Here is a 19862-nt window from a genome sequence, read left to right as displayed (position 1 = left end):
ATATGCTGAGCTTTAAAGGAAAGTGGAGAAAAGCTATTGTCTTCTCACTTATATTCCATCTTTTTGCCGTTATAATTATCAGCTCGCTGGCAACGCAATTATTTGCTGCGCCGCCAGTGATTGAACAATATATAGAGCTAGACTTATCGCCTACTCCTTCAAACAATGCATCCACTCCCACTGAAACCAGCCACACCTCAGAAAACTTTCAGCCTCAGCAGCAGATTATACCTGATTCCCAAACAGCAAGCCTTACTCCCGCTGTAACAACTTCAGATGTTATCCCATTAGTATCAGCACTCCCCCCTGTAAATAGCGGCAGCAGAGATGTAATTAACACTTCTGCCCCAGTTTCATCCGGCAGTGCAACTAATACCGCCACAGGCAGCGGCAGTAAAAGCGGCGGCTTTGCCCCTCCCCGTATTTTAACTAAAATTGAGCCAGACTATCCAGCTTCAGCTCGCCAAGCTGGAATGCAAGGCACTGTTATTCTCCGAGTAGAAATTCTCGATAACGGTCGGCCTGGTGATATCTCAGTTCAGCGCACTTCTGGGAATGATTCGCTAGATGATTCGGCCATTAAAGCTGTTCAGCGGTGGCGCTTTGTGCCAGCCAAAGAGCTCGACAGCGGACGGTCCATTGTCTGCTATACCTCGCTCCCAATATCTTTTCGCTTAAAGTAGCACTATTTTTCTACTTCAATACATAGGAGGGATGTTAGATGAACTGCATTATTCGGCTGATTTACGAGTCTAAAAAATACTATTGGATGCTAGCTGGAGCAGCCCTCTCTATCATTGCATACACCGCAATTAATCTTATAGGTCCTAGCCTTATTAGTGATTTAATTGATCTTTTAACTGGAAACTTTAACAAGTTCGATGTTCCAAAAATACAGCAGATTGCACTATTACTGCTAGGTAGTTATTTAATTCGGGCAGTTTTTAAGCTCGCTAGTGACTACTTAGCTCATTATGCTGCTTGGAATATCGTTGCCGAAATGAGGGTCAAAGTATACGACCACCTGCAAAAGCTATCGTTGCGTTATTATAGCGATAAGCAAACTGGCCATCTTATGAGCAAAGTAATTAACGATACCGCTCAATTTGAACTATTAATCGCTCATGCAATTCCAAATATTCTAAGCAGCATACTCATAATCATTGGAGTGGCAATATTATTGCTAACTATCAATCTTAAGCTAGCAATGCTGACCTTTATACCTCTGCCCTTTCTGGCAGCTTTTACCTGGTATTATACTAAGCGGATTTACCCTGCGTATAGTGTTCATCAGGACTGTTTAGGCAATATGAACGCGGTATTACAAGATAACTTGTCAGGCTTAAAAGAGATTCAGCTTTTGGGTCGCCAAAAGGCCGCTTCAAACGTTTTCAGAAACCAGACCTACCAATGGCGGAACGCCGTAATGAATGTAGTATGGCTAGGCGGAATCTATCATCCCACAGTCGAAAGCATCTTATCTTTAGGTACGGTCATCGTTGTAGGCTTCGGGGGAATTATGAGTTTGGAAGGTGCTCTGAGCGTTGGCGAAATTGTCCGTTTCTTACTCTATTTGAGCCTCTTCTATCAACCTCTTGCAACTCTTGTTGCGTCTTTTGACAGCCTCCTTCAAGCAACTGCTGGAGCTGAGCGCGTTTTTGCTTTATTGGATTCTGATCCTGATATTAAAGATAACGCTAACGCTGTAAATATTATAAATTCAAAAGGGCATTTATCTTTTGAAAACGTTTCATTCAGCTATGAAAAAGGTTCGCCTGTGCTCAATGATATTTCCTTCGAAATTTCTCCGGGAAAAATGGTAGCTTTTGTAGGCCCTACAGGTGTGGGTAAAACCACAATTACTTCTCTTATTGCCCGCTTCTATGACCCTAAGTCAGGTCAAATTAAGCTAGACGGAGTAGATATACGTGATATTTCTATAGCATCGCTGCGAAGTCAACTTAGTGTTGTTTCACAAGATATCTTTCTGTTTAATGGTACTATTGCCGAAAATATTTCCTATAGCAAGCCGGGCGCAACTAGAGAAGAAACTATTCAGGCAGCAAAAAAGGCCTATATCCATGATTTTATCACGACACTCCCTAATGGTTATGATTCTCTGGTAGGAGAACGAGGCATACTGCTGTCTGGCGGGCAAAAACAACGTATTGCAATAGCCCGTGCCTTACTTCGTAATACACCTATTCTTATTTTGGATGAGGCTACCGCATCAGTGGATTTGGAGGCTGAAAGGAAAATTCAACAGGCTATTCAAGAGCTTGCCGGCACTCGGACACTAGTTGTTATTGCCCATCGCCTTTCTACAGTGCGCAAAGCCGATAAAATCATCGTTTTAGATAATGCCAATATCGTAGAACAAGGCTGTCACGAAGAGTTATTGGCTACAGGCGGTTTATACGCTCGTCTGTGTTCATCACAAACGGCATAAATTCAATAGGAGATTTTTATAATGCTGCAAGACAATGTTAACTACCGGATTCCATTTGAGCAAAATAATAAGAGCTATATGTTTGGTATGTCCGGGTTATTTATCTTTTTTCTCTTATCCATACTTTTTGCTGTATGTATCGGGACTGTAAATATCCAGCCTGAAAAAGCATATCAGATTATCTTATATAAACTGTTTCACTTAAGTTTTGGAGATAACCTTAAGCAGATTCCTCTCACCCACTTTGACATCATCTGGCAAATCCGTTTTCCTCGAGTACTTATGGCAGTAATAGTAGGCGTCGGCCTGGCTCTCTGCGGAACAGTAATGCAGTCCTCAGTCCAAAATCCGCTCGCAGATCCCTATATTCTCGGTATTTCTGCCGGAGCATCCTTAGGCGCGACTTTATCTATTTTATTAAGTTCTTATGGAATATTTTCTGAATTTGGCACTTCTTTTTGGGCATTTGCCGGAGCTTTAGCCGCATCTTTTCTTGTCATGATATTATCTGGAATTGGCGGGAAGTCATCAGCCGTCAAAATGATATTATCAGGTATTATCGCAAATGCCTTATTTAGTGCTTTTACCAGTTTTATTATCTATATGGCTAATAATGCCGAAGGTATCAGAACTGTTACGTTTTGGACTATGGGTTCATTGGCGTCTGCCAAATGGAGTAACTTAACCTTACCTGCTATTGGGGTTGTTGGCTGTACATTATTTTTTCTTTCTCAAGCCCGCAATCTTAATACTATGCTGCTTGGAGAAGAAGCAGCTACTACTTTAGGTGTAGATTTGATTAAGCTTCGTCGTAATAATATTATTGTTACCGCCCTACTCACAGGACTTATTGTTGCTTCCTGTGGCATTATAGGTTTCGTTGGTTTAATCATTCCTCATATCGTGCGCGGTTTTGTTGGCTCAGATCATCGTAAGTTACTACCAGCAGCAATCCTCTCTGGTGCACTTTTTCTCACTTGGGCGGATGTGCTAGCGCGTACCGCCTTAAGCAGCGGTGAATTACCCATCGGTATTATTACAGCACTTATTGGTGCACCATTCCTTATGCATATTATGATTAAGAGCGCCTTTGGCTTTGGCGACAAATAGGAGGTATGAGATGGATTTATCATTTCAAAATATTAACATTAACATCGGTAACGTACCTATTATCCGCGATATTTCACTTGATGTTAAAAAAGGTGAATTTGTTGGTATTATTGGACCGAACGGAAGTGGAAAATCTACTCTTCTCCGCTCTGCCTATCGAATAATAAAGCCAGAAAGCGGTGCCATTCTTCTTAATGGAAAAAATCTAAAACAGATCAAACTTGCCGATTCTGCAAAAAAGCTTGGTGTAGTAGGGCAATTTAATCATTTAAGTTTTGACTTTACTGTATTGGAAATGGTACTTATGGGTCGTACTCCTCACAAGAATTTACTCGAAACAGATAAAACGCAAGATTTTGAAATAGCTATGGCAGCACTTGCAAAAGTCGGTATGGATAGCCATGTTAAACGTGGTTTTTCAACTCTTTCTGGCGGAGAAAAACAGCGAGTTATATTAGCCCGAGCATTAACTCAGCAGCCTGAAGTTTTAATACTTGATGAACCTACTAATCATTTAGATATAAAGTTCCAACTGCAGCTATTGTCAACTGTTAAATCACTAGGCATAGGCGTACTTGCTGCGCTGCATGACCTTAGCTTGGCAGCTATATACTGCGACAAATTGTATATAATGAAAGATGGTAAAATTATGGCAAGTGGAGCACCTAAGAAAATTTTAACTCCGGATATGGTACGAGATGTTTATGAAATAGAATGTGATATTTATGAAAATCCTGAGACTGGATATTTATCCATTACTTATCACCCTAATCATCGTTACGCTTAACTGCAAGGAGACTTTTAGTTAATGAACAAATTTAGGAAAACTATGGTATTAGTGCTTTCACTAATCCTTTTTATAATAACTGGCTGTGGGCAATCAAAGCATATCGAAACTGTAGCTCGACCCCCGTTAATCCCCTCAAACACTCAGTATCCTGTAAAAATTATTAATTATGACTCTAGAGAAAAGCCTGCAGTTTATACTTATTATAAGGCACCCCGCAAGGTTGTAATTACCCACCCAGGCGCTACTGAACTTATGCTCGACCTGGGATTAGAAAACCATATTTTGTCTACCATCGCTCTTTATGGCGCCCCTCTGCCTAAACATACAGAGAAATATGCCAAGCTCAATATCATGAAGGCTGTTTATACTCCTTCAGTTGAAGAATTAATTATAATGCAGCCTGATATGATAATCGGCTGGTCACACCACTTTCACGATAGTGCATTGGGTGATGTAAATACATGGCACGACCGCGGAATTGCAACGTATATTATGCCAGTATCATTATCTAAACATAAACCAACTATTGATAGTGCGGTTTATAGCTTAATTAACGATATCGGCAAAATATTTGATATTCAAAGTAAAACAAATTTGTACATCCAAGAGTATCAGCGCCGTATTTCGTACATCGAACAGTCAATTGCAGACATTCAAACAAAAAAAACCGTCATGGTATTGCAGGACCACGGCAACGGCAATTACTCACTTTATGACGGAAACTATCTTATCAGCGATATGATTTCAGTTGCTGGCGGTATACACATTGCTGATAATATGAAATCAATTGTTGGAGCAGAAAGAGTACTTTCTTATGACCCAGACTTTATTATATATGTATCAACGAATAGAAACGGCAGTAATAAGGACCTTACCGACCAAGAAGCTATCACACATTTAAACCAGATAGAGGAATTAAAAAACATTCGAGCTATACAAGAAGGCAAAATTATAAACCTGCCCTTCTTTACGGTAAACAATGGGGGAATCCGAACAGTTGATAGTATCGAGAAAATCGCCCATGCCTTATACCCAGAAAAGTTTAGATAAATCGATAGCCATGCCCATTAAATTGACAAAATTATGCTTTTAACTTACAATTTTAACTGACATTAGTCAGTCATACGATGGAGGTGGCCGCTATTTCTAGAGTTACTAAAGATCCTTTGGTACGACAAGCTGAGTTAATGGATACAGCACTTGATCTGTTTCTTGCTTTAGGTTATCAAAAGACAACAGTACAAGATATTGTAAAAAAAGTTAATGTAGCTCAAGGTACCTTTTACTACTATTTTTCATCAAAGGAAGCTATTCTAGAAGCAATTATTGAACGTAATGTGAAAAATTTGGTAGAAGAAGTTCATTCTCTTGAAAAAATTACAGGAATAGAGAAATTACAACAATTTATAAATCGTTTTTATAAACTGTCCTATATTGGTGAGCCAGGCTTGCTGGGAAAGATTTTATATAAAGAAAAGCAAGGCTTACTAATAAACAAGCTGTGGCGACAAACCAACATAATTACAACCCCATTGTTAACCAGCATTATCGAAGAGTGTAATAAGCAAGGCTTAACAAATGTTACTCATATCAAAGAAACTCTATGGTTTTTCGGCGGTATAATGGGCGCTCTACTAGAAGTCAGCTCTCCATTAGAATATGGACATGAGTCTGATCTAGATATTGTTAGAAATAAACTGCAAATCTCTGCAAATCTTTTTGAAACTCTATTTGGTGCCCCTGCTGGCAGTATTAAGTTAGAAGTACCTAAACTGGTAAAAGAATAAAAGCGTGATTGGCTGCATGTCAGCTCAATCACGCTTTTATTCTTTTACCAGTTTAATTTAGGAAAACAAATTAGATTTTCTAGCTGCTTTATCTTGATACATTTTTTCGTCAGCCATTTTAAACGCTTCTTCCATGCATGTAACATTAACATTATCCTTAATTGAATAGCCAATAGATAACAGCAAATTATTATTACTCTTAGAGTAACATCCCGCTTTATATAAGATATTTTTGCATTTTGTTTTAAGATAGGCATCCTTAGCATTTGGAATTAAAATTGCAAACTCGTCTCCGCCAATTCGAGCGACAATTTCTCCCTTTTTAGCTGAGTGTTCAAGCAGTTCAGCCGCAGTTCTTAGAAGTTGATCTCCTGAGCTATGACCTTGTTGATCATTCGTCTCCTTTAAATTATCTAGATCACAAATAATAATACCAACCTGACAGTCTAACGCCTCAAAACGCTTCATTTCCTGTTCAAAAAAAGTTCGATTATATAAGCCAGTGAGTGAATCGTGCAAGCTAATATATTTTAGTTCTTTATTTGTGCTTTCGAGCTCCTCGGTTACTTTGTTGATTAAATTCGTTAAGGCTTTTAAAACACCTACACTCTTGCCAGCTACATTGTCTTTACGTGGCCATAGCTTTTTGTCTTGATTCATACTAGTTTCAGGTATAAGTGTAGTAGGTACTTCTGTATATGGGGTTTCTGATAAAGTCAATATAGTCATCATTGCATTTAGCAGATGACTACCAATCCCATCAAAGAAAATTTCGCCACCAGTATAAAATCCTGCAGTTGCCGCAATTTCGGCAAGAGGCTCAACCTCGATGTGGCTTAATTCTTGTAAAAAACCCCTTCTACATTCACAGGAATAAATAAAAATACTTTCGGTAGGCTTATTTTTTATATCGTAAGTTAGACTTTTGATTTTTTCAGATATCATCCCGACATGGCCAAAACCAAAGCGAACGTTTTCTCCTTCTTTTATTTCAGCAGCAAATCCAAGTGAGTCATCCTCATAGTGGACCACAGGTGACTTAGCAGTATACGTATTATTACGCTGAATAATCAAAGGAAATTCAATTGCGTTATAGAAATTTCCAATCTCGTCAATACCAAGATACTTACGATATATCTCATATGCTGGCATATTATCAATAGTATACACGCGCTCATCTATTGCCTTCGTAACAGTCATTACTTTGCCAATAGGCTGCCAACCTAGGTAGGCGTAAGATTTAATTAATAGTCGTCACTTTCCAAAACTGCGCATACTACCCCTAAATCTTCAATTTCACTGTTATCGAATACAAAGCTCTTGCCTAAATGAGCGTTCCCAGCTACCCCACCGGCCATTGGCAGAGCTTTTCTAATCGATTGAATTCCATGCAGTAAATGGCTTACATTTAGATTGCCGCTAGTTGTAAACATCATCAATAGCTTAGTACGGTCAGTTACCATGTCTTTTGCGATTATTTGACCCAACTTATGCTCATCTACATCTTTTCGGTATATTGCTGTTCTGATGTTAGTCTTTTGAAAAATCGAAAATGAAATAACTGTATCAACACCGCTGACCTCACCATCCTTGATAACACCAGAAGAAGTCGTTCCTATGATAACAGCAGTAGGTATAAGCTCTATAATTTCGTGTAACAGCTCTTTATAGAAGCTTTGTTCACAACGACTGCTAAAGAGCTGGACCAATATCGCGGAATTATTAGGGTTCAAAAAGATCTCACAATTATCCTGAATAAATCGGGAAAGTGATGTGAAGTTTTCGTAAAATAAACTTAATGTTTTCACTAAACTACCTGCCTGTCCTAATGAAATATGTAATGCTTCCATTACGAAACTAAAAACGACAGCTTAACTAATACGCCAAAAATTCATAAAAAAATAAATAGCTAGGTCACGCCTAGCTAGAAGTGTTCTAATAAATAAGTGAACATGCAACCAGGCTATCTTAGGCTTAAGCCCTTAGATCCTTAGCTTTGCGCCCCCACCTTTCGGTAAGTTTGCCTAAATCTCAATATTTGATTTGACTTTTAAAATGTAGCATCAATAGTCTAATTTGTCTATATATTTAAATTTCTAAGTAATTGATGCCGCTTTTTATTTGTACGAGGCTAACTTTGATATTACTTTATAGTTGTCCCCCGTTGTATACTCTCTCTTGATTAGTCCTACATTGGGCGCATAATATTCAAATAATTGACTATCGTTCACTTGCTCTTTTATTGACGTAATTTTAATCATAATGACATTACTAAAATGACCAGCAGGAACTGTAACCTGTTCGTTGACACTTACTACTTGCCGGCGTGAAATAGAATCTTCCCACACTGCATTTTTACTTAAGGGGGCTTTCAATATCATCTCAGAAGCGTTATCCGGCTCATCTAATATAGTGCTTTCTGTATAGAATTCCGGGAGAAAAAACGTTCTTTTAATCTCATCTGACGAAATTTTAAATACCATCGTCTGTTGGGTCCCACCATTATTTTCGATAACTTGAATTCTATTATTGTTCAAAGCTACTATTTTACGGCTAAAACTTGCATATTCATTGCCTTCGCCTTGATATATCCAAGTACTGTGAATTTTAGCTGGAAAGTATTTAGTTACGTCGTTGATGACCTCTTGCGATTGGCTCATACTTGAATCAGGAATCTTATTGCATCCAAGTAAAACAAGTGTAAGCACGATCATTGCTAGATACTTTGGCATATTTTTCTCGCTCCTTGTTTTTGTTTTAATATAGCAAAAAGTTCACATTTATTTCTTAATTGTTATCCTTCCCTATTTTTATCTATATAACTAAAGACCTGAATCTTCAATATTGAAGATTCAGGTCTTTTTAGCTAAACAATACTTCAAAAATAATTAAGGTTTAACAGTTGCTTTAAAAGTTTGCTTACCATCTACCATCTCAATTATAACTGCGCTTTTAACTGCGTCATGAGTAGTATTTAATGTTGTTGCGCCAGTAACTGCCGGATAGTCTTTAGTTGCGGCAAGAGCCTCACGAATTTTGCCAGACTCAGTACTATTAGCACGTTTTATTGCATCGATAAGAACATTTGCTGCATCATAACCAAGTACAGCCATGGCATCAGGTGCTTGTCCATATTCTTTCTTATATGCGTCTACGAATGCCTTAGATATTGGGCTGGTGTCATCTACCGAGTAATGATTAGTAAAATAGGTGTTGTTTAAGGCTGCTGCTGATGCCACCTCAACGAGTTTAGGAGAATCCCATCCATCTCCACCAACGATTGGAGCTGTAATGCCAAGCTCACGCGCCTGCTTAACAATTTTTCCTACTTCTTCATAATAGCCAGGTACGTATATGACTTCAGGATTTGAAGCCTTGACCTTTGTTAAAACAGTTTTGAAGTCCTGGTCTTTTTGTAAGTAAGCTTCTTCAGTTAAGATACTTCCGCCGCCTTTAGTGAAAGCATCTTTAAAGAATGCAGATAATCCCTTGCTATAATCACTGCTATTATCAATTAAGACAGCAGCTTTTTGTAACTTCAAAGTATTTAGGACAAAGTTTGCTCCAACTGTACCTTGGAAAGGATCGATGAAACATACCCTAAAAGTATAGTCTTTTACTTTGCCGGTTTTTTCGTCAACAGTTACTTTAGGATTAGTTGCACCAACCGCCAAAAACGGAGCTTTGCTAGCTTCAGCTACGCTTGAAGCAGCGATTGCGTTAGAGCTGGAGAAAACACCAGTTACCGCAACTACTTTATCTTGAGTTGCAAGTTTGGTCATAGCATTTGCAGACTCTGAAGGCTCGCTTTTATTATCAGCAATTACAGCTGTAATTTGCTTGCCTAAGAGACCACCCTTAGCATTAGCTTCTTTTATTGCCATTTTCGCTCCGTTAGCCATAGAGTTACCAAACGTCGCGTTACCACCAGTCATTTCACTAAGAATACCAATTTTGATGTCGTTAGATGCTGTACCGCCGCACCCTGCCAAGACACCTGCCATTAATAACACTGCCATCAATACTGAAACCATTTTAAAGCTACTTTTTCTCATAAAACTCTCCCCTTTTTTTCACTACATCACGACCGATCATACCAGTCATTACAAATGATTGCATTCTCTAGTAATCCGTCCTAAAAAACTAAAAGAGTCAAATCATATGATTTGACTCTGAAGAACAACAAGTAGGTACATAAAATGCAATATGAATTGCAATATACCAACATGCTCTGTCCTTTTGCCTGAGAGTTTCACCAGTATAATTCTATACCGATTTGCACCTTCGGCGCCCTGCTGACAGGGGCTCTCCAGAGTTCCATCCATTTACGGTAGTCGCCTTAAAATCCTCTTTACGTGGATATAGCGTGTTTTCCGCAAACTTCACACGGACACTAGTATTAAATTTTTAGTACATTTATATAATAATACTATTTATAGTGTATGTCAAGTATAAATTACCATTCAAAACTTAATCTTATCTAGGAAGTTGATTTATATTAATGCCGTTTGTCCATACATAGAAAGGATAGTAACCTACAAGAGTTCCATCTACAAATACATTGTAAGCATAGAACCCCTCGGATTTAAAGGTAACCTTCCAGTCAATCACCTGAGAATACGTGGCCCCAGGTCTGTCCAAGAACATATTAAAATCATATCTTGCTACTGTTTCTTTGCCTGTTTCATCTGTCAAAACCAATGAGCTTATTGGAGAATCATATCGGGCCGTACCTATGAAGTTTGTTAGCGTTTTAAATCTAACCTGGAAAGGAAATTGGGAAACGCCAAATCCTGTAATTAACCCACTTAGAGATGCCATCCCGTTACGTTCACGGATAACCTCTGTTCCCATCATATGACTTGAAATAAAAACAGGCTTATCACCACTGGTTACTTTGATGCCAGCGTAAGCATGAGATGAGCATAATAAGGTGATTATAACTATTAATACAAAGAAAGCCCTTCTTCGACGCAATTTTAAAAACCTCCTGCAAATAGGATATAACTAGAAAATTCCCCCTGTTTACAAATATTTCCTGCTAATTTTAACAGAACATATTATTTCATATATTGGCAAAAAGCGCACTTAGTTCTATTACTTGAACTTTATAATATAAATTCGGCTGAGAGTCAAAGGAACACTTCCATTCCTTCGCCTCTCAGCCGAATTATCATTACTTCTCATACTCAGCTAGTATTTTATTTACTTTTGAAACAATATCATTTTTTTCTTCAGGCTTAATAGGTGAAACAGCAGGTACTAACACCTTAGGTTTGGCACCACCAGTCCGCCAAGTAATACCAGCACGAGCTGACTTTTCCCAACCATCTCCGCTCATTGCAATAGCTGCATTGTACATCACGGTTGGTTTGGAATAATGATATACACCAAGCGCTATTGCGCCTTCGCCATTATAGGTTCCAATGCCTGCTGAATATTGAGTAGGATCTTTTGGATCATAAGGCATAGGGGCTAAAGCAGATAACGCAAACGCCATTGCTCCCACCCGTTCTACTTTGCTGTCTAGAGATCTTAACTGACTCATGTTAACTGCGTCGGTGTCGTAGTAGCCTGGTGCAACATTAGTAATTTGACGTTCGTATCCTGGATGGCCGACAGATACGGTATCCGGACGATCGGCGATAGATCCTGCTCCCAGTGCAACACTACCGGGTGCATAAGCGTAGGAATATGCACCTAAGGCTGTACTTCCAACTCCTGCAGTTGCAGTTGCACCGGCACCTAACGCAGTATTACCATATCCGATTGCCGTTGTCCAAGCTCCTGTAGCATTGTTCCCACCACCACTTGATACCGATCCAATGCCGACATTGTAATCTGCCGTTGGATCTTGCGAATTTACCTGTATTCCTGTTGCCACAGCGGTATTAGAATCGCCAAGCGCTACTGAAACTACTGCCCCAACGCCAAGATTCAGATTTTCTCCGCCGACAACCTGTGTACCTACATTATTGTTAACGTTTATACTAAGATTGATTGGACCAGTTTGGTTTGATGGAGTATCTGCCCATACATTATTAGGTATAAAAGTCAACACACTAGCCAACGTAACTATCACATACAACAAATTTCCCTTATAACGGCTCATACAGTCCTCCAGTTAAATTTCAACGTTAGAGTGTGACTTCCTCTCTAACGTTGAATTGCTCCATTGCAAATATGACTACTAGTTTTGAGCTACAGTACCTACTTGATTCCCAGTATTATCATGAACGTTATTCTGGTAGCTTCCAAAATCTACAATTGCTCCTGCTCCAGTAACAGTTGCCCAGTTAGCACTTGTTACTATAGCACCAAGGTTCTGATACACTGTATTTGAATAACTGCCATGATCAACAATAGCACCCGTAACGTCGATTACAGCATGGCCATCCTTTGTTTTCATAATTGCACCGATATTACTGTATACATTATTGCCATAGCTTCCGTTACTTACAATAGCGCCGGTGCCGGTAACGGAATCAAAAACCTTTGGTGCCACTGGTCCTTGACTGTACGGTACCCATGCGGCAGTTGTGGCATCTTCAACAGCACCAATATTGTCGCGAACAGTATTCGAGTAGCTACCCCTATCAATAAGAGCACCAGTTCCAAATACTTTAACACTAACCGTATCATTAGAACCGAAGCCAGTTCCTCCGCCAAGAACGTTAGCTCCAAGATTATTATAAACGGTATTGGAATAGCTGCCATGATCAACAATAGCGCCGGTTCCTGTGGCTGTAATATGGTGACCGCCCATTAATTGCGTACCAGTATTTCCATAAACCGTATTATTATATGCCCCATTCTGAATAAGTGCGCCGGTTCCGGTTGCTGTAGGACTGGAATATGCACCAACAAAAGTCCCTAAATTTTGATAAACATTATTACCATATACACCGTTAGTGAGATTTGCGCCAATGCCAATAACATTATAACTGTTGCTCATGCCTGAGTTTGTGCCAGGTTGAATTATTGCGCCAATATTGTTATTTACAGTATTATTGTAACTCCCGTGTTTAACAATCGCGCCAGTACCATTTACAGTTCCTGCAAACACCGGTGTGCAGAAAACTGAACCTACCAACATTGCAGCTACAGCTAGAGCTGCTTTTTTTGAACTTTTTTTCATTTTAATACCTCCATAAATTTAATTTTTGGGATAGAATGCCTGTCTAATCTAAAAATACTAAGCTGCTTTAAAAGCTGCTCACCCCCGTTATTAAATAGTGCAATCTATTAGTGCATACTAATGAGGAAAATCTCGCTTGTACGTTGACCCCTGACACACCTACTTAAGCCAATGAAATCTCAATTTATAAAGCTGTACAATCCCTCGTTCCAATATTATCCATAATAGGAAGTTTTTATTCCATTTTTATTATGTTTTTTAAGATTTTTGTATTTCCAAATTTGTGCGCCTAATTTCTCTGTTTTTTCGCAAATAAAAAAGAACCACCTTAACGGTGATCCCGTGATTATTTACTATGCTTTAGCCCTTCTTCTGCCAACTGCTAAAACAAATACAGTGACAGCAAGCGGGACAAGCCAACTTGTAGCCAAATAGATATCTCTTAAATATGTTCCAACTATGCGGTCGTTCATAATCATTCCCCCTGCCGTCCATGCTAAGATCGCAGCTCCAGCATAAATGAGCGTTGGGTATTTTACCATCATATCTGATATAAACTTACTTCCCCAAACTACGATTGGAACACTGATAAGTAAGCCTAATATTACTAAGGTCATATTTCCATGTGATGCGCCAGCGATAGCTAAAACATTATCTACACCCATAATTGCGTCTGCTATAATTATGGTTTTTATTGCTCCCCAAAAATTGTCACAGGAATTGACGTTTTCTTCTGAATCCTCTTGGCTTAAAAGCTTTAGAGCAACTGGTATCAAGAGCAATCCTCCAATTGCCTGCAAGTAAGGAATCTGCAGCAGCCACACGGCTATAAGCGTCATTGCCGCACGGATTGCAATGGCTCCAAATGTTCCCCAGTATATTGCTTTTTTTCTTAGTTCGACTGGTAAGTTACGTGATGCCAAGGCTATAACTACAGCATTATCACCCGCCAGCACAAGGTCAAGTACTACAATAGTTAATAATCCAGTTAAAAAGTTAGTTTCAGGCATTGATCGATACCTCCCAGAATAGTATCGACCAAAAGTGGGACATTCTATCCTAAAGGTTCACTAAACGAATTTGCATAAATTGTCCATTAAATCGCTTTAACATACGTAGCAATTAGATTATTATATAATTATAATTCTTTAATTTAAAAACAATCTTTTATTCGGGGAGGTTGCAAATGAATAAAAAAGCTGTATCCTGGTTATATCAGCAACTGCCGGAGCTTACTGCCAAAGGAATACTATCAGCTGAAGCAGCCGAAAGAATAAAAAGCCATTATGGGCCTATCCAAAATACATCAAGCTCCAAATCGTTTCTTCTAGTCTTTGGTATTTTGGGTGTTATTTTTGTTGGTCTAGGTATTATTCTGATCTTAGCCCATAACTGGGATGAACTAACTAAGCTGACGCGCCTGCTTATATCAATTAGTCTAATAATATTAGCACAGTTTATTTCTGGATTTGCCCTATATTTTAGGCGTGAAAGCGTAGTTTGGCGCGAATCATCGGCAGTCTTCCACATGCTAGCTATAGGTGCGGCAATAGCACTAGTTGGGCAAACGTATCATCTCACCGAAGATACCGACGCCTTTTTACTAACTTGGATGTTACTATCACTACCGATGGTATATTTGCTAAAAGCAAATATACTTGCTGGGTTATATTTAGTCGGCATTACCTTCTGGGCTTCGAACGGCTATTACCATTTTGATAAAATGCTTAGCTGGGCATTGCTTGCAGCAGTTTTTCCTTACTACCGGATCAAGTTTAGTGAAGCAATTTATTCTAATGCTGCACTAATATTATCTTGGATCTTTAATATTTGCTTTTATGTCTTCTTTGCTGTAACATTCGGCACTTATATAGATAAGCTGGGTCCACTTATTTTTGCTTTGCTAACGGCTTTAAATTATAATATCGGCATTTTATTATCACCGAATATCAGGGAACATTCGCTATCACCTTTTAAGGTAACTGGCCTGACTGGTACTAGCGGACTAATTTTTCTCATGACATCTAATAACTTCTGGAATAACCTAACTTTGGAATCCGCTGTTCTAAAATATGATATCCCGATACTTTTTGCAATAGGCATACTTACCATTTGGACTTTTCTGCTTACACTGAAAAAGCCTGATGGTAATAATGTTCCTTTTGCGTTAGCACCAATACTTATCGGCATTGCATATCTCCTGCATTTCTATGATGCAACCGGCATTAGTGCAACGCTTCTAATGAATGCCTACATGTTATATTTAAGCATAATTGTTATTAGTATCGGCTTTCGCAAGCATAGCATCGGTGTCGCCAACATTGGTATGCTTATGATTGCTTTATTAATAGTTACTCGCTTTCTCGATATGAATTTTAGTTTTGTAATTAGAGGAATAGCTTTCGTAATACTTGGTGTAGCCTTCCTGACAGCAAACCTTCTGATGGTTCGCAGGAATGCAAACGAAGCGGGTGACACTAATGAAAAATAACAAAATCCTCTTAATTTTTATTCTTGTTGTATTTGCCCAAATCGCCACACCACTCTATATGGCATGGCACTGGGAAAACATCCTCCAAACGGGCCAGCGCTTTTATTGGGAAACAGAACCCATAGATCCGTTTGATGCATTCAAAGGACGATATATTGATCTTAGATTTCGTGAGGCAACTGCCCCAATTGACGATAACTCTGATCTAAAATACGGTCAATCTGCTTATGCTGTTATTAGCGTTAATACCGAGGGAAAAGCTTTCATCAGCGGGGTACGTGCTGAAAAGCCTTCAGATTATCAATACCTCAAAGTAAGGGTAAATCATACCGAAGGAGATACAGCCCATGTACAATTACCGTTTCGCCGTTATTATCTGCCTGAGGAAATAGCCTCAGAGGCTGAAGCTGCTTATCTTAATAATGCAGGAAGAACTAGTGTTGCAGCAGTCCGGCTAAAAGACGGTTATGGTGTAATCGAAGAGCTCTATTTAGGCAATAAAAATCTTAGGGAATATTTGCGGAATTCAAATACGAAATAAGGGCTGGCTTATATTTAACAAAGTATTCTAAATCTGCAATTTCAATAGTCTTCATCTCCTACGATGACCTAAACTATTTTTTGTAAATACAGATAATAGAAAAAATAGAAACACCACCGAAGATATCAAATTATCGGTGGTGTTTTATTATTTATAATGATTACAAGGCTTATTTACTTTAAATAATTAATTTTTATCTATTAATAAAACATCTCGATTTTAGCTTGGTATGTTTTATTTTTACCTTCACTAATTGCTGTTACTGATTTGTCCTTGATTTTTAGGTCTTGATATTCAAGAGAGAATACAACATTTTTAGCAACAACTTTTGAATATGCCCAGAAGAGTGCTTCTACATTGTCACTGCCTTTTGTAAAGAAGTTATAAGCTCCCATATTTGATACGGCAACTGTATCAAAGTTACCTGAGCCAGGAGCAAAAGCACCTGGATCAATGCTGCGATATTGCGCCATCCAAGCGTCTGTACCTTTTTTAGTAGGATTTACTATACCCATTACCTGATATGCTACAGGAGCTGTTTTACTATTAGTAAGCTGAACCATCCACGCATTTGGATCATCATTTAAACCATTTGCTCCATCTAGTTTAGATCCAACAAAATCACCAAAGACTAGCAAATCTCCGATCCTAGTGTCAAAGCCTACCAAGTAACCCTTAGAGCTAGTAAAGCTATTGCCTGCTGCGACATTAAGGTTGGTTGAATCCCCTTTTACGTCTCCCCAATAGTATCCTGTTTTCAAATTAACTTTATTTACTTTCCAGTCTAATTGTGCTGATGTAAAGCCATTATTATCACTAGCGCTATTTGGCCTAATATTGCCTGTCCAAGCACTGAACTTGGTATCTCCAAATTTATTGACAATCAAAATACCGTCTTTATTACCAGGACCTCCTATCATGCCATGGCTGAAGAAATCCAGGGCTGAACGGCCGATACGAACAGAATCTAGACCTAGTACATTCTTAGCTGTAACATTCATTTGATCTAATTTGGCATCAGAACCAGTTGAATCATATTCACCGAAACGAGTGTGCCCGTTGGTTGCAAGTCTTCCAGTCCATGACCAGTCTTCATTTATATTGCCACGGAATGTAATGCGCTGTCTGAAGTCAAACTGATCGGAGTGGGACAGCTTAGCTGGCATATCTGAGCTTGGGCTGTCTCCCATAAAGCGTATACGAGTTTCACCACTCACCCAAGTGTTAGTCTTGGATTCTACCTTAGCCACTCGTGCGCCCAGCTTATTTAGCTCGGAGGCAAATTCAGCGGAAAGCTGATCGATAATTACTTTTTGGTCCGCGTCAGCCTTTTCATACTTATCCATAGTTTTAGATACAAGAATAGCCATTTCATAACGGCTCATAGCTCTATCGCCTCGGAAAGTTCCATCTTGGGAACCGTCAACCAGCCCGGCCTTAGCTAATTTTGTAACCGCATCATAGGCCCAATGCTTAACTGGTACATCACTAAAAGAAGTGTTTGCTGCATACGTTGTACATGTCAGCGCGAGTGTTAACGTACTAGTTAACAGAAAGGTTTTCATCGATTTTTTCAACGTTAAGTCCTCCAATGTAATTCTAATCTATCATACTAGTAAACATCGTTATCCTATTACCGACAATAAGACAAGCTTGGAATAACCACATATGCTTATAAATATATTAGTATTGCTAATAAATTGTTATTCATTGTTAAGTTTAATTAATATGACAGAATAATTATTGGCGACTTTTGTCATTTTTCCTGCTTGTCTTTCAAGTTATTTTAGAAATTTATTACATATTTTTATGCAGGCAATAGGAAATGGTCTTACCACACTAAGCAGCGGGTAAGACCATTTTCTAGCTATCTTCTAAGTTTGAAACTTGAGCACTCGGTATGAGTGTAATAATCTGATCCGTCACCATTAACCTGAATACTTTCTAGCGTACACAAGTGATTACTATTATAGGAACAGGTATCTACAGTACACTTTAAGCAATCACAGGAGCCTGAACTTAATACGTTATTCGTCAGCTCAGAATAAACTGATCTGTCCAGAAAAGCACCGCAGCTAGTATTATGTTCTTCTTTAGCCGAACTTCCAACTATATCAACACAATTGGCATAGCATACACGCGATTTATTGTGCGAACAACTAGTTACATTGCAATTAATCCTATTCATTTTACATCCTCCTCTATTTGAAATATCTATCAAGCAAGCCCTTGAATGCACACCCATGTCTTGCTTCATCTTTGCACATCTCGTGAACTGTATCGTGAATAGCATCTAGATTATGCTGCTTAGCCATAGTTGCAAGTTTCTTTTTGCCATCGCACGCACCGTACTCTGCTTCCACTCTTGCACTAAGATTAGCTTTGGTATCAGCAACTACAACTTCACCTAAAATCTCTGCAAACTTAGCAGCATGTTCGGCTTCTTCAAAGGCAATTCTCTTATAAGCTTCTGCTACCTCTGGATAGCCTTGTCTGTCTGCCTGACGCGACATAGCTAAATACATTCCTACTTCCGTACATTCGCCGACGAAATTGGCACGTAATCCCTCTAGGATTTCTACCGGAACATCTTTAACAATGCCAATTCTATGCTCGTCTGCCCAAGCTAATTCACCTGTCATTTCTTTAAAATGAGATTGACTAGCCTTACATACTGGACACTTTTCCGGTGCTTCTTCTCCTTGATGGATATATCCACAGACTGTACAAACAAACTTTTTCATCGCGATCCTCCAAACTAAAATTAATACTACTATCTACTAAGATATTGTTGGATTTTCATTTATGTTTAATACATAAAAATGGAGTTTACATACGAGATACTAAACAACAAAAAGCATTGAGGAAGTTTCCTCAATGCTTTTTGTTGTTTAGTTATAATATTAAAAGTTTTGGTAGGCGATTTCAAAATAAGCTTGCGGGTGCTGGCAAGTCGGACAGGCTTTTGGTGCCTCAATTCCTTCATGGCGATGTCCGCAAACTCGACAGCGCCAAGTTTGAGCTTCTTCTTTCTTGAATAAAGTTTCATTTTCTAAATTTTGAAGAAGAGCTCTGTATCGTTCTTCATGTTCTTTCTCGATTTGGCCTACACGTCTGAATAAACCTGCAATTTGGCTAAACCCTTCAGCTTCCGCCGTTTCAGCGAATTCTTTGTACATGCAGGTCCATTCATCATTTTCACCTTCAGCTGCCGCTTTAAGGTTTGCCTTAGTATCACAAATTCCGTCTAACAGTTTAAACCAGATTTTAGCATGAGCAGCCTCATTGTCAGCAGTCTCTTGGAAGGTAGCTGCAATCGTTTCATAACCCTCTTTTTTTGCTACGCTCGCAAAATAAGAATACTTATTTCTAGCCATTGATTCACCTGCAAAAGCTGTTTTTAAGTTAGCTTCTGTTTTTGAACCTTTTAATTTTTCAGTCATTGATATCACACTCCTAGTTGGTTTTCCTTAATCTAATTCGACATAATAATTAGAATTACCTTCCAAATTGCTGTTTAATTAACTTAAACCAGCTGTAAGTGACGCAAAACATC

20 protein-coding genes and 2 riboswitches are annotated in these 19862 nt (G+C 38.8%); of the genes, 8 read left to right on the top strand and 12 right to left on the bottom strand.

What is annotated here, in order from left to right; all coding sequences use genetic code 11:
* Positions 1 to 2 precede the first annotated feature (2 nt).
* The 6 genes from V6C17_RS13985 (at position 3) to V6C17_RS13960 (ending at position 6136) form a co-directional block, all read left to right on the top strand.
* Entirely contained in the window at positions 3 to 683 is a 681-nt protein-coding gene (locus V6C17_RS13985; protein ID WP_333523184.1) for an energy transducer TonB, read from the top strand.
* Between the two features lie 38 nt (positions 684 to 721).
* Positions 722 to 2449 (top strand): ABC transporter ATP-binding protein, encoded by a 1728-nt coding sequence (locus tag V6C17_RS13980; protein ID WP_333523183.1) that lies wholly within the window; start codon positions 722 to 724, stop codon positions 2447 to 2449.
* A gap of 21 nt (positions 2450 to 2470) precedes the next feature.
* Positions 2471 to 3559, top strand: a complete 1089-nt coding sequence (locus tag V6C17_RS13975; RefSeq protein ID WP_333523182.1) for a FecCD family ABC transporter permease — start codon at positions 2471 to 2473, stop codon at positions 3557 to 3559.
* A 10-nt stretch (positions 3560 to 3569) separates the two neighbouring features.
* A complete protein-coding gene (locus V6C17_RS13970) occupies positions 3570 to 4346 on the top strand; it encodes an ABC transporter ATP-binding protein (RefSeq protein ID WP_333523181.1) in 777 nt (258 codons plus the stop codon).
* 21 nt (positions 4347 to 4367) lie between these two features.
* Positions 4368 to 5399 (top strand): ABC transporter substrate-binding protein, encoded by a 1032-nt coding sequence (locus V6C17_RS13965; protein ID WP_333523180.1) that lies wholly within the window; start codon positions 4368 to 4370, stop codon positions 5397 to 5399.
* Between the two features lie 77 nt (positions 5400 to 5476).
* A complete protein-coding gene (locus tag V6C17_RS13960) occupies positions 5477 to 6136 on the top strand; it encodes a TetR/AcrR family transcriptional regulator (protein WP_333523179.1) in 660 nt (219 codons plus the stop codon).
* A gap of 57 nt (positions 6137 to 6193) precedes the next feature.
* Here V6C17_RS13960 and V6C17_RS13955 read toward each other — a convergent pair whose 3' ends face one another.
* From V6C17_RS13955 to V6C17_RS13920, 8 genes are all read right to left on the bottom strand, one after another.
* Positions 6194 to 7336 carry a sensor domain-containing diguanylate cyclase gene (locus tag V6C17_RS13955; RefSeq protein ID WP_333523178.1) on the bottom strand — a complete coding sequence of 381 codons (1143 nt, stop codon included), beginning with the start codon at positions 7334 to 7336 and terminating at the stop codon, positions 6194 to 6196.
* Between the two features lie 44 nt (positions 7337 to 7380).
* Entirely contained in the window at positions 7381 to 7944 is a 564-nt protein-coding gene (locus V6C17_RS13950; RefSeq protein ID WP_333523177.1) for an FIST N-terminal domain-containing protein, read from the bottom strand.
* A gap of 142 nt (positions 7945 to 8086) precedes the next feature.
* Positions 8087 to 8171, bottom strand: a riboswitch (cyclic di-GMP riboswitch).
* An 82-nt stretch (positions 8172 to 8253) separates the two neighbouring features.
* Positions 8254 to 8868 (bottom strand): TapB family protein, encoded by a 615-nt coding sequence (locus V6C17_RS13945; protein ID WP_333523176.1) that lies wholly within the window; start codon positions 8866 to 8868, stop codon positions 8254 to 8256.
* A 156-nt stretch (positions 8869 to 9024) separates the two neighbouring features.
* Positions 9025 to 10191: an ABC transporter substrate-binding protein gene (locus tag V6C17_RS13940; RefSeq protein WP_333523175.1), complete on the bottom strand. Its 1167-nt coding sequence runs from the start codon at positions 10189 to 10191 to the stop codon at positions 9025 to 9027.
* Positions 10192 to 10357: 166 nt separating this feature from the next.
* Positions 10358 to 10459, bottom strand: a riboswitch (glycine riboswitch).
* Positions 10460 to 10612: 153 nt separating this feature from the next.
* Positions 10613 to 11113 (bottom strand): DUF6941 family protein, encoded by a 501-nt coding sequence (locus tag V6C17_RS13935; RefSeq protein ID WP_333523174.1) that lies wholly within the window; start codon positions 11111 to 11113, stop codon positions 10613 to 10615.
* A 199-nt stretch (positions 11114 to 11312) separates the two neighbouring features.
* Positions 11313 to 12248 (bottom strand): YadA C-terminal domain-containing protein, encoded by a 936-nt coding sequence (locus V6C17_RS13930; RefSeq protein WP_333523173.1) that lies wholly within the window; start codon positions 12246 to 12248, stop codon positions 11313 to 11315.
* A 78-nt stretch (positions 12249 to 12326) separates the two neighbouring features.
* The gene (locus tag V6C17_RS13925) at positions 12327 to 13274 is read right to left on the bottom strand and encodes a hypothetical protein (protein ID WP_333523172.1); all 948 of its coding nucleotides are present in this window, start codon (positions 13272 to 13274) and stop codon (positions 12327 to 12329) included.
* A 353-nt stretch (positions 13275 to 13627) separates the two neighbouring features.
* On the bottom strand, positions 13628 to 14284 hold the full coding sequence (locus tag V6C17_RS13920; protein WP_333523171.1) for a TerC family protein: 657 nt from the start codon (positions 14282 to 14284) through the stop codon (positions 13628 to 13630).
* A 176-nt stretch (positions 14285 to 14460) separates the two neighbouring features.
* On the opposite strand from V6C17_RS13920, the gene V6C17_RS13915 reads away from it, so the two are divergent.
* Together V6C17_RS13915 and V6C17_RS13910 are read left to right on the top strand one after the other, a co-directional pair.
* Positions 14461 to 15765, top strand: coding sequence for a DUF2157 domain-containing protein (locus V6C17_RS13915; RefSeq protein ID WP_333523170.1), 1305 nt, complete (start codon positions 14461 to 14463; stop codon positions 15763 to 15765).
* Positions 15755 to 16306 (top strand): GDYXXLXY domain-containing protein, encoded by a 552-nt coding sequence (locus V6C17_RS13910; RefSeq protein WP_333523169.1) that lies wholly within the window; start codon positions 15755 to 15757, stop codon positions 16304 to 16306. Before V6C17_RS13915 ends, V6C17_RS13910 begins: the two co-directional genes overlap by 11 nt.
* A 200-nt stretch (positions 16307 to 16506) precedes the next feature.
* Here V6C17_RS13910 and V6C17_RS13905 read toward each other — a convergent pair whose 3' ends face one another.
* From V6C17_RS13905 to rbr, 4 genes are all read right to left on the bottom strand, one after another.
* Entirely contained in the window at positions 16507 to 17883 is a 1377-nt protein-coding gene (locus V6C17_RS13905; protein WP_333523168.1) for an S-layer homology domain-containing protein, read from the bottom strand.
* 290 nt (positions 17884 to 18173) lie between these two features.
* Complete coding sequence (locus V6C17_RS13900; RefSeq protein ID WP_333523167.1) at positions 18174 to 18494, bottom strand: DUF1540 domain-containing protein; 321 nt, start codon at positions 18492 to 18494, stop codon at positions 18174 to 18176.
* Positions 18495 to 18507: 13 nt separating this feature from the next.
* Complete coding sequence (locus tag V6C17_RS13895) at positions 18508 to 19050, bottom strand: NADH peroxidase (protein ID WP_333523166.1); 543 nt, start codon at positions 19048 to 19050, stop codon at positions 18508 to 18510.
* A 159-nt stretch (positions 19051 to 19209) separates the two neighbouring features.
* Positions 19210 to 19749: a rubrerythrin gene (rbr, locus tag V6C17_RS13890; RefSeq protein WP_333523165.1), complete on the bottom strand. Its 540-nt coding sequence runs from the start codon at positions 19747 to 19749 to the stop codon at positions 19210 to 19212.
* Between the last annotated feature and the right edge of the window lie 113 nt (positions 19750 to 19862).

The sequence above is a fragment of the Dendrosporobacter sp. 1207_IL3150 genome, assembly GCF_036763085.1.
Lineage (GTDB): Bacteria > Bacillota > Negativicutes > DSM-1736 > Dendrosporobacteraceae > JBAIYU01.
This window is presented reverse-complemented; position numbering and strand designations above follow the sequence as displayed.